The following is a 10,455-nucleotide window of genomic DNA, read 5'->3' as shown; positions in this document are numbered from 1 at the left end:
GCTGGCGGAACCCGAACATCTCGCCCGAGACGGAGAACTGGCCGCGTTCCAAGCGGGAGATACCGGCCACCGGGCTGCCTTTGGCTCTGGCCAGTACGTTGGCCGCGCCTGATCCGCCGCACGAAGGCCCGGCCGACGCGGATTCGAAATCGGCCGGGCCTGTCGTGCGACTCGGGCTGACAAGTCCGCCCGCTCCCTCAGAAGCACTCCCGCCTGTGGCCAGTCCGGACACCGTGCTCAGATGACATCGCAACGGTCAGGCGGTTGAGCCTCGTCGGGGGTCAGGGCAGGCGCAGCCAGGCGGTGGTGTCGGTTGGCAGTGCGCCGTTGGTGAGGGGGGTGCTCGACAACAGGACCTCGGTGCCCTCGGGGAGTTCGAATGGGGTGGCGCCGAAGTTCACCGCGCAGGCGAAGCCGTCTCCCCGGGTGAAGAACAGGACGTTGGGTGGGGAGGCGAGCCAGGTGAAATCTGGGGCGGTTAGGCCTGGTTCGGTGCGGCGGAGGTGGAGGGCGGCTCGGTGCAGGGAGAGCATGGAGCTCGCGTCTGCGGCTTGTTCGGATACCGCGTATTTGCCGAACCAGTCCGGTTGGGGAAGCCAGGGGGCCGCGGTGGCCTCCGGTGGGGAGAAGCCGAAGCTGCCGGGGTGAGGGGTCCAGGGCAGGGGGACTCGGCAGCCGTCGCGGCCGAAGTCGGTGCCCTGGGTGCGTTTCCAGCTTGGGTCCTGGCGGGCGTGGTCGGGGAGGTCGACGACCTCGGGCAGGCCCAGTTCCTCGCCCTGATAGAGGTACTGCGAGCCGGGTAGTGCCAGCAGGGCCAGGGTCGCGGCGCGGGCGCGCCGCTCCCCCAGTGCGAAATCGACTTGGCCGCGTGGGCGGACCAGGGCGAGTTGGGGGTCCAGCGACACGGGGAACTCGGCGGGGGTGACGATGCCGTAGCGGGTGACCGCGCGATGCACGTCGTGGTTGGCCAGGGTCCAGGTGATGGTGGCGCCGGTCGAGCCGATGTCGGTGAAGGCCTGCTCGATGGAGGTTCGCCAGTCCGCGGCGCTCCACGGGCGCATGAGCAGGTCGAAGAAGAACGCCTGTGGCAGCTCGTCTTCGCGCAGGTAGGCGGCCAGGGCTTCGACGGTGGGGACCCAGATTTCCCCGACCAGGGTCAGGTCGCGGTCTGGTCCGTAGGACGCGGCGATGGCGCGCCAGCGGCGGTAGACCTCGTGCACCTCCGGGCGGTTCCAGGCGTGCTCGTTGAAGCGGCCGCCGTCCCAGTCCGGCAGGTCCTCGTGCTTGAACAGGCCGTGCGCCACATCGATGCGGAAGCCGTCGACGCCCCGGTCGAACCAGAACCGCAGCACGTCGTCGAACAGGGCCGTGACGTCGGGGTGGCGCCAGTTGAAGTCCACCTGCGCCGAGTCGAAGAAGTGCAGATACCACTGGCCGGGGGTGCCGTCGGGCTCGGTGATCCTGGTCCACGCTGGCCCGCCGAACTCCGAGCGCCAGTTGTTCGGCGGAAGCTCCCCGTGCTCGCCTCGGCCGTCGCGGAAGATGAACCGCTCGCGCTCGGGCGAGCCGGGACCGGCGGCCACGGCCGCGGCGAACCACGGGTGCGCGCTGGAGCAGTGGTTGGGCACCAAGTCCAGCAGCACCTTCAGGCCGCGCTCATGGGCCTCGCCGACGAACGCGTCGAAGGCGGCCAGGTCTCCGTAATCGGGCTCGATGTCGGTGTAGTCGGCGACGTCGTAGCCGTGGTCGGCCTGCGGCGACGGGAAGCACGGGTTGAGCCAGACGCCGTCGACGCCGAGGTCGGCCAGATAGTCCAACCGGGACCGGAGCCCGGTGAAGTCGCCGATGCCGTCGCCGTCGCCGTCGGCGAAGCTGCGGAGGTAAATCTGGTAGATGACCGCGTCGCGCCACCAGTTGGTGCGGGTCATGGCAATCAATCCTTTGTGTCGTCGGGAAATCATTTGACCGCGCCCGCGGTCAGGCCGTCCACGATCCGGCGCTGGAACACCACGACCAGCACCACCAGCGGGATGGTGACCAGCACGCCCGCGGCCATCTGGCTGCCGAACGGGGTCTCGAACTGGCTGGCGCCCGCGAACTTCGAGATCGCCACCGGCGCGGTCTGCATGGCCGCCTCGTTGGTCATCGACAGCGCGATGAGGAACTCGTTCCACGCCGCGACGAACGTGATGATCGCGGTGGTGAACACGCCGGGGGCGGCCAGCGGCAGCACGATCCGGCGGAACGCCTGCCCCTGGGTGCAGCCGTCGATCATCGCGGCCTGCTCAAGCTCGATCGGGATCTGCCGGAAGAACGCGGTCAGAATCCACACGGCCATCGGCAGCGCGAACGACAGGCTCGGCGCGACCATGGCCTGGTAGGTGTTGATCCAGTCCCAGTCGGTGAACAGCTTCAGCAGCGGCACCACGATCGAGACCACCGGGAACATCGACGTGGCGATGATCCCGGTCAGCACCAGGCGTTTGAACGGGAAATCCAGGCGGGCCATCGCGTACGCCGTGAGCGTCGCGATGACCAGCGCGAGCACCGTCGTCGTCCCGGCCACGACCAGGCTGTTGACCATCGCCCGCAGAAAGCCCTGGTCGGGGTCGAACACGGCGGCGTAGTTCTCCAGCGACCACGGCGACGGCAGCGCCGACTTGTCGAAGATGTCGGAGGTGCGCCGGAAGCTGGACACCACCATCCAGTAGAACGGCGCCAGGCAGAACACGATGACGACGACGATCCCGATCGTCACCAGCGGCCCCCGGGCGCGCTTGCGCCGGACCGGGGCGGGCCCGGTCCGCGGTGGCGTCGCGACGGGACTTTCCAGGACGCTCACGCGATCACCTTCGCTCGTCGGGTCTTCCTTCGCCGGACGCCCCTGCCCGCCTCGCCGACCACGTCGGCGCCGAGCAGCTTGACGAACGCGAACGCCACCAGGAACACGAACAGGAACAGGATGACCGCGTAGGCGGCACCCGGGCCGAATCGGACGTTGGACGCCTCGTCGTGGGCCAGCATCGACAGCGTCTCGACGGATTCCTTGCGCGCCCCGATGAGCACGTAGGGCATGTCGAACATGCGCAGTGCGTCCAGCACCCGGAACAGCACCGCCACCAGCAGCGCGGGCTTGACCAGCGGCAGCGTGATGCTCCACAGCCGCCGCCAAGCCCCGGCCCCGTCCACTTTGGCGGCCTCGTCGACCTCCTTCGGGATGACCTGGAGTCCGGCGAGCACCAGCAGCCCGACGAACGGCGCGGTCTTCCACACGTCGGCGAAGACGACCGCGAGCTTGGCGTGCAAACCCTCGCTGGTCCACAGGATCTGGCCGGGCAGGATCGCGTTGGCGAGGCCGTCGGCGTTGAAGATCCACCGCCACAGCAGGGCCACGATCGCGGTGGGGATGGCCCACGGGATGAGGATGCCCGCGCGGACCAGCGCCCGGCCGCGCAGCGCCTGGTGCATGATCAGCGCCATCCCGACGCCCAAGACGACCTCAAGGGCCACCGAGGTCCCGGTGAGGAACACGGTGTTGGCCAGCGCGTTCCAGAACCGGTCGCCCGCGCTGGTGAACAGGACGGCGTAGTTGCCCAGGCCGACGAACGGCTCGGTGTCGTTGACGAAACCGGACTCCGGGTCGATTCCCCGCGCGCCGTACAGCGACTGCCACACCGCCTGGACCGTGGGGTAGGCAACGACAACGGCGAGCACCAGGACGGTGGGCGCCACCAGCAGCGCGCCGAGCCGGGCCGACCCCGCGCGGCGGCCCGAGGACGGCCGGGACAACACCGCGGTCATGTCACCGCCCCCCGGTGATCTTGTCGAGGCGGCCCTGCAAGTCGGCGAGCGCGGCGTCGCTGCTCTTCGCCCCGGTCAGCGCGGCGTAGGCCTCGTCCTGGATCGCGGCGGCGGCGTCGCCATAGCGGACCACCCTCGGCCGGGGCTGCGCGGTCATGATCGAGGCCTTGAGCGTGGGCAGGTACGGGAACGCCCGCACCAGTTCCGGGTCGTCGTACAGGCTGGTGTAGGTGGGCGCCAGCGATGCGGCCTCCAGGTTCTGGCGCTGGCGCTGCGCCGAGGTCATGTACTTGACGAAGTCGAGCGCGGTCGCCTTGTTCTTCGCGAACGACGACACGGCCAGGTTCCAGCCGCCCAGGCTGGACGAGCCGGGCCCGTCCGCCCCCGGCAGGGGCGCCACGTCGAACTTCCCGGCGACCGTGCTCGACCCGTCGGTCCGGTTGGCCAGCGAGTGCTGGTAGGGCCACTGCCGGTGGAAGACCAGCTGGCTCTTCTGGAACGCCTGCCTGCCCTGCTCCTCCTGGTAGGTGATGGCCGGGCGCGGGATCAGCCCAGTCTTGAAGCCGTCGACCAGGAAGTCCAGTCCCCGCTTGGCTTCGGGAGTGTCCACAGTGGGCTTTCCGTTGTCGTCCACGATGCCGCCGCCCGCGGACTGCACGGCCTCGGCGAAGTTGACGGTGAGGCCCTCGTACTTCTCGAACTGGCCCGCGTAGCAGGACATGCCCGCGGCCTCGGGCAGCGCGAGCACCTGGCCGCACTGCGACCGCAGTTGCGCCCAGGTCGTGGGCGGCTTGTCGACGCCCGCCTTGGCGAGCAGGTCGGCGCGGTAGAACAGCAGGCCGCCGTCGGCCCAGGCCGGGGCCGCGTACAGGTCGCCGCGGTACTTCGCGCCCTCGACCACCGGCGGCAGCGTCTGATCGAGCGGGAACTGCTCCTCCGGCAGCGGCTCGATCCAGCGGTTGGCGGCGAACTCGGCGGTCCACACCACGTCCAGCGCGATGACCGCGTTCGCCTCCGAGCGCGTCTGCGCGTTCTGGATGTGCTGCTGGCGCTGCTGGTCGGACTGCTCAGGCAACTCGACAAAGGTGACCTTCTCGTCGGGGTGCTCGCGGTTCCACTGGTCGATGACGCCGCGGAAGGTCCCGCTCACGTCCTTGCCCGCGACATAGTTGATCGGGCCGCGGCCCGCGAACTCGCCGCCCTGGGCAGCGGAGCCGCCGCCGTCCGCGCTCGCGCAGGATGTCAATCCGACCGCCACCGCCGCGGTCAGCGCGCCCGCGACGATGCGGGCTCTCGTGGTGTGCACGCCTAACTCCTTCTCAACTGGACAAACAGCTACGGGCCGGGGACGGCCATCGTCACGGGTTAGTGCCGCTCTCCGGTGGTGGCGGAGAACAGGTGGGTCTCGCCGGGCCGGATGCGGAAATGGAGGCGCTCGCCCTTGCGCGGCGGGAAGCGCGCGTCGACCTTGGCGATCACGTCGGCGCCGGTTTCGAGCCTGCCGTAGCAGTAGGCGTCGGCGCCGAGTTCCTCCACGAGGTCGACAAGCACGGCGAAGCCGCCGTCAGCGGAGCCGACCGGCTCCAGCGACTCGGGCCGGAAGCCCAGGGTGGCGGTCGAGCCGCCCTCGGCGGCGATCGCCCGCACCTCGGCGCGGCTCAGCGGAACCCGCGCGCCCGCGACCCGCGCGCCGTCCTCGTCCACGGTGACCTCGGTGAGGTTCATCGCCGGGGAGCCGATGAACCCGGCGACGAAGACGTTGGCTGGCCGGTCGTACAGCTCCCGCGGCGCGGCGCACTGCTGCAGCTTCCCGTCCTTCATCACCGCCACCCGGTCGCCCATCGTCATGGCCTCGACCTGGTCGTGGGTCACGTACACCGTGGTGATGGCCAACCGCCGCTGGAGCGCGGCGATCTGGGTCCGGGTCTGCACGCGCAGCTTGGCGTCGAGGTTGGACAGCGGCTCGTCCATCAGGAACACCCGGGGCTCGCGCACGATCGCGCGGCCCATCGCGACCCGCTGCCGCTGGCCGCCGGAGAGCGCCTTGGGCTTGCGGTCGAGGTAGGGCTCCAGATCGAGCAGCGCGGCGGCCTCGGCGACCCGCCTGCGGCGCTCCTCTTTGGACACGCCCGCGATCTTCAGCGCGAAGCCCATGTTGTCCGCGACGGTCATGTGCGGGTAGAGCGCGTAGTTCTGGAACACCATCGCGATGTCCCGGTCCTTGGGCGGCAGGTGGGTGACGTCCTGGTCGCCGATGTGGATGGCGCCGTCATCGACGTCTTCCAGGCCAGCGAGCATGCGCAGGCTGGTCGACTTCCCGCAGCCGGACGGCCCGACCAGCACGAGGAACTCCCCGCAGGCGATCTCCAGGTGCAGGGCGTCCACCGCTGGCCGCTCGGCCCCTGGGTAGACGCGCGTGGCCTTCTCGTAGGTGACGGTCGCCATCGACTTCCCTCCGCAGTGCCTTAGATCACTTAAACGCTTCAGTGAAACGTTTCAGCTAAGGTAGGCGTGGCTCGCGGTGTGGTCAAGGCCTCAGGAGGAATCGGCGTTATGGGCACTCGCAAACGGATCACCGTCGCCGACGTGGCACGGGAGGCCGGTGTCTCGCAGGCGACCGTGAGCTACGTGCTCAACGACAACCCGAACCAGAAGATCCCCGACGCCACCCGCCGCCGTGTGCGCGAGGCGGTCGAGCGGGTCGGCTACACCCGCTCCGCAGCCGCGCGGGCACTCATCCGCGGCCGCGGCGACACCGTCCTGCTGGCGCTGACCGGCCTGCCCATCGGCCCCCACATCGCCCACCTCATCGAGGCGCTGACCGACGACCTGGGCGAGGCGGGCCTTGGCCTGATCACCCACCAGGAGCAGCCGCGCCGCACCCTGGCCGCGACCTGGCGCGAACTCGCCCCCACCGCGGTGATCACCTTCACCCCGGTGGACTCCGCCGAGCACCGGGCCATGCGCGCCGCGGGCGTTCACCTGGCGTGCGTGCTCCCGGGACCGGACCCCGCGGCCGACCACCCAGTGGTGGTCCTGGTGCCCAACGAGCGCATCGGGCGCGTGCAGGCCGCGCACCTCATCGCCGCAGGCCACCGCCAGCTCGGCTACGCCGCCCCGACCGACGAGCGGGTCCGGCACCTGGTCGACCTGCGCCTGTCCGGAGTCGCCGCGGCCTGTCACGAGAACGGCCTCGACGCCCCATCCGTCCAACCGGTCGATCTCGACCTCGACAGCGCCGCGTCAGCGGTGGCGGACTGGCGGGCCGAGTCCCGCGTCACCGCCGTCTGCGCCTACAACGACGAACTCGCCTTCGCGGTCCTGGCCGGGATGCGCGCCCACGGCCTGTCCGCCCCGCACGACCTGGCCGTCATCGGCGTCGACAACATCCCCACCGCCCCCTTCGCCAGCCCCGCGCTCACCACCGTCGACCAAGACATCGCCGCGATGAGCGCCCACCTGTCCGCCCTGATCGCCAACGCCATCCAGGGAACCCGCGGCGAGCCCGCGCCACCGCCGGACATCCTGCGCCTGGTCATTCGCGACACCGCCTGAGCGGCGGGGTGAAGCCGGGGCGTTGACCAACGGTGGAGTCAGATCTCCCAGCGCCGTGCGACATTCAGGAATTGGGGCAGTTGCCATCGACGGGCACCGGGGCGGCGAGGTCGAACGCCTGCTTCTCGTCAAAGCTTTCGTACACTCCCCGGTCGGTGTAGGAGGGGGCGAGCTGGCCCTTGTCCAGGGCGGAGCAGGAGATGGCGTAATAGAAGCTGTGCAGCTTGCCTGGCCAGAGTCCGACGCTGTCTTTGGCGAACTTCGCACGGTCGCGGTAGATGTACTCCGCGTCGACCCTGACCACGCTGACGATGTCCAGCGGGTAGTGGATCACGGTCGGGTCATGCGGGGCGAAAGCGTAGGCGAAGACGTAACTGGTGCGCACGACCAACTCGCCCTCGGCCCCCGGCTCGACGGTCATTCGGCCGTTGACTTTCGGGGCGACGTCGAGCAAGCGGTGCTCAGGGGCCAGACTCGTGCGGTAGGAGGTGTCGGTGGCGATCTGGTCGCGAACCTTCGGGGCGAACAGCGTCACGAAGGGCTCCAGGTTGGCGCCGCGGAGCACCTCCGGGTCGAGCCTGCCCAGCACCAGCGCGCGCCGGGTCTGCTCGGTCGCGGCGGCGACTTGGGCGACGGTGAAGCCGTTCACCGGCACGGGCGTGGGGGCCACCACGCCGCTCTCGCCATCGGACCATCCGGCCGCGGGGGTGCCCGCGAACGGCTGGGCCAGGTCGACCCGTCGGACCTCCCTCGGCACCGTCGCGGTGGTTGTCGGCGCCCCCGACGCCCCCGACGTGGTCGCCCCACGCTCGACCGAGCCCACGGCGACCACGCCCAAGCCGAGAATCGCCAGGACGACCCCCACGGAAACGATCTTGACGCGGTGCCTCCGCCAGAACGCGGGCGGCCCCGGCCGACGAGGATTCCGCAACCGGCGCCAGCGCTCACCGCGCACGGCCCGCCGAGCCACCCGGTCCCATTCTGGATCGCGCAGCTCGGGGTGGTCGAAGATGTCGTTGGACACGGCTTGCTCCCAGGTCACCCGAAAAGTCGGCGAAAGATATCCGACGGGGTGAGCCGTTCGCGGTGCGCGTGTCCTGACCGTTACCGGCCGGTATGTGTGGTGAAGGACCGCTTGCCGGAGTCCGGTGCCGTGGCCGTCAGGTCGCGTCGTGGCGGGACACGAGGCCGCCGTGGGCGTGGTGGTGCGGTTCGGGGTCTTCCCACGGGGGCAGTGGGTCTTCCAGCAGGCGCCAGCGTTCGGGTCCGGCCCGCATCTCGTCGTCGGTGAGGAGGGCGGGGTCCAAGCGGCGGCGGGGCTCGGCTGGGTCCAGATCGATGCCGATGAACACGAGTTCCTGGCCGGGGAGGCGATCGTGGAGGAGTTCGCCTGGGTCGATGGTGAGGGTGGGGCCTGCCTGGGACCAGACGGCGAGGGTGTGGGGGCGGGTGGCGATGTGACAGAAACCCTTGCTGCGCAACACGCCGTGCCAGTTTTCGAGGGCGGCGGCGAGGCGGGCGGGGTGGAAGGGGCGGGTGGCGCGGTAGGTGACCGAGCGGATGCCGTATTCCTCGGTTTCCGGGGTGTGGGTGCCGGTGAGTTCGGCGGCCCAGCCGGGGGTGGTGGCGGCGGTGACGGGGTCGTAGCGGCCGGTGTCGAGGACTTCGGCCAGGTCGACGGCGCCGCGGACGGAGTGGATCAGGCGGGCGGTCGGGTTGAGGGCGCGGACGAGTCCTTCGACGGTGGCCACCTGGTCGGGGGTGGCGAGGTCGGTTTTGTTGAGCAGCAGCACGTCGGCGAACTCGACTTGGTCGACCAGCAGGTCGGAGATGCCGCGCTCGTCGCCGTCTCCGGCGGCGAGGTCGCGGTCGGGGAGGGTGTCGCCGCGTTCGAGCTCGGCGAGGAAGTTGGCGGTGTCGATGACGGTGACCATGGTGTCGAGGCGGGCGAGGTCGGACAGGCTGGTGTCGTCCTCGAAAACCCACTCGAAGGTCGCGGCCACGGGCATGGGTTCGGAGATCCCTGTCGACTCGATCAGGATGGTGTCGAACCGGCCTTCCCGCGCCAGCGCGCCGACGCTGTCGAGCAGGTCTTCGCGCAGGGTGCAGCAGATGCAGCCGTTGGTCAGCTCGACCAGCCGCTCTCCGCCGCGTCCGGCGATGAGGGAGGCGTCGATGTTGACCTCGCTCATGTCGTTGACCACCACCGCCACCCGGCGCCCCTCGCGGTTGGCCAGGACGTGGTTGAGCAGCGTGGTCTTGCCCGCTCCCAGGAAACCGGACAACACCGTGACAGGGACAGGCGACGAGGACGACATGGCGAACATGATAATCATGTTCGCCATGTCGGTCCGCACCCGGCTCCCGCGTCTACAGCGAAAGTCTTACCGGCCGTTGGACTACCGCATGGGCTGCGGCTGAATCCTCAGTCCCGGGTTGACGACTTCCACCGCTCGTCCGGCGATTCTTGAAACACGCCCGATTCCGGGCGCCTGGGGAGAGTCAAACCATTGCCGTGAATCACGAAAGGAAGACGAGCGCGTGATTCGCAAGTACATGATGATGATTGTGTTGGCTGTGGCAGGCGCGTTGTCCTTGGCTGTTCCCGCTTCGGCGGGAACGGCGGGGCCCGCGCAGGTCGCCGCGCCTACGGGCGCGGTGTCCGAGGTGGGGGCCGCCGCGTGCGAGGTCCGGCTCTACAAGCCGGAACTGAGCAACCGCGTCGTCAAAGCGACGGTCTGGGCTCCGGGTTGCTCGTCGAGAATCCGGATCATCGCCGAACTCCAGCGCCACCGGTCGTGGGGGTGGCAGAAGATCGCGGGCGCCGACTTCACCGGCCAGGGTCCGCGGACGCTGCGCAAGGGGTGCGCCAGCGGCGACCTGTTCACCTACCGCCTGACGGGCAAGGTCGTCGGCGGCGGCATCGGGGAGAGCCCGAAGCTGCGGAAGCGCTGCTGAGTAGCTGACGACAGGTGACACGGTGGCGGGGGGGGGGGGGGGGGGGGGGGGGGGGGGGGGGGGGGGGGGGGGGGGGGGGGGGGGGGGGGGGGGGGGAGGGGGGGGGGGTGGGGGGGGGGTGTGGTTTTTTTTTGTCTTTTT

9 protein-coding genes are annotated in these 10,455 nt (G+C 70.0%); 2 read left to right on the top strand and 7 right to left on the bottom strand.

Going from position 1 to position 10,455, the window contains the following annotated elements; translation table 11 throughout:
• Window positions 1-281: 281 nt before the first annotated feature.
• Genes ACZ6SD_RS26025 through ACZ6SD_RS26005 form a run of 5 tightly spaced genes read right to left on the bottom strand, consistent with a single transcriptional unit; the run spans window position 282 to window position 6,246 of the window.
• Window positions 282-1,928 (bottom strand): glycoside hydrolase family 13 protein, encoded by a 1,647-nt coding sequence (locus ACZ6SD_RS26025; protein ID WP_465319611.1) that lies wholly within the window; start codon window positions 1,926-1,928, stop codon window positions 282-284.
• Window positions 1,929-1,957: 29 nt separating this feature from the next.
• Complete coding sequence (locus ACZ6SD_RS26020; RefSeq protein ID WP_465319610.1) at window positions 1,958-2,842, bottom strand: carbohydrate ABC transporter permease; 885 nt, start codon at window positions 2,840-2,842, stop codon at window positions 1,958-1,960.
• The gene (locus ACZ6SD_RS26015) at window positions 2,839-3,801 is read right to left on the bottom strand and encodes a carbohydrate ABC transporter permease (RefSeq protein ID WP_465319609.1); all 963 of its coding nucleotides are present in this window, start codon (window positions 3,799-3,801) and stop codon (window positions 2,839-2,841) included. The genes ACZ6SD_RS26020 and ACZ6SD_RS26015 overlap by 4 nt, the downstream gene beginning before the upstream one ends.
• Before the next feature lies 1 nt (window position 3,802).
• Entirely contained in the window at window positions 3,803-5,107 is a 1,305-nt protein-coding gene (locus ACZ6SD_RS26010) for an ABC transporter substrate-binding protein (protein ID WP_465319608.1), read from the bottom strand.
• A 59-nt stretch (window positions 5,108-5,166) separates the two neighbouring features.
• Window positions 5,167-6,246 carry an ABC transporter ATP-binding protein gene (locus ACZ6SD_RS26005; RefSeq protein WP_465319607.1) on the bottom strand — a complete coding sequence of 360 codons (1,080 nt, stop codon included), beginning with the start codon at window positions 6,244-6,246 and terminating at the stop codon, window positions 5,167-5,169.
• A gap of 108 nt (window positions 6,247-6,354) precedes the next feature.
• Here ACZ6SD_RS26005 and ACZ6SD_RS26000 point away from each other — a divergent pair, with 108 nt between their 5' ends.
• A complete protein-coding gene (locus tag ACZ6SD_RS26000; protein ID WP_465319606.1) occupies window positions 6,355-7,356 on the top strand; it encodes a LacI family DNA-binding transcriptional regulator in 1,002 nt (333 codons plus the stop codon).
• Window positions 7,357-7,420: 64 nt separating this feature from the next.
• On the opposite strand, the gene ACZ6SD_RS25995 is transcribed toward ACZ6SD_RS26000, so the two are convergent.
• Window positions 7,421-8,380 (bottom strand): hypothetical protein, encoded by a 960-nt coding sequence (locus ACZ6SD_RS25995; RefSeq protein ID WP_465319605.1) that lies wholly within the window; start codon window positions 8,378-8,380, stop codon window positions 7,421-7,423.
• A 136-nt stretch (window positions 8,381-8,516) separates the two neighbouring features.
• Window positions 8,517-9,674, bottom strand: a complete 1,158-nt coding sequence (locus ACZ6SD_RS25990) for a GTP-binding protein (protein ID WP_465319604.1) — start codon at window positions 9,672-9,674, stop codon at window positions 8,517-8,519.
• A gap of 223 nt (window positions 9,675-9,897) precedes the next feature.
• On the opposite strand from ACZ6SD_RS25990, the gene ACZ6SD_RS25985 reads away from it, so the two are divergent.
• Entirely contained in the window at window positions 9,898-10,314 is a 417-nt protein-coding gene (locus ACZ6SD_RS25985; protein WP_465319603.1) for a hypothetical protein, read from the top strand.
• Window positions 10,315-10,455: the final 141 nt, after the last annotated feature.

It is taken from the genome of Actinokineospora sp. NPDC051303, from assembly GCF_055586285.1.
Note: the sequence above shows the minus strand (reverse complement) of the source record. Positions and strands in the feature narration are given on the sequence as shown.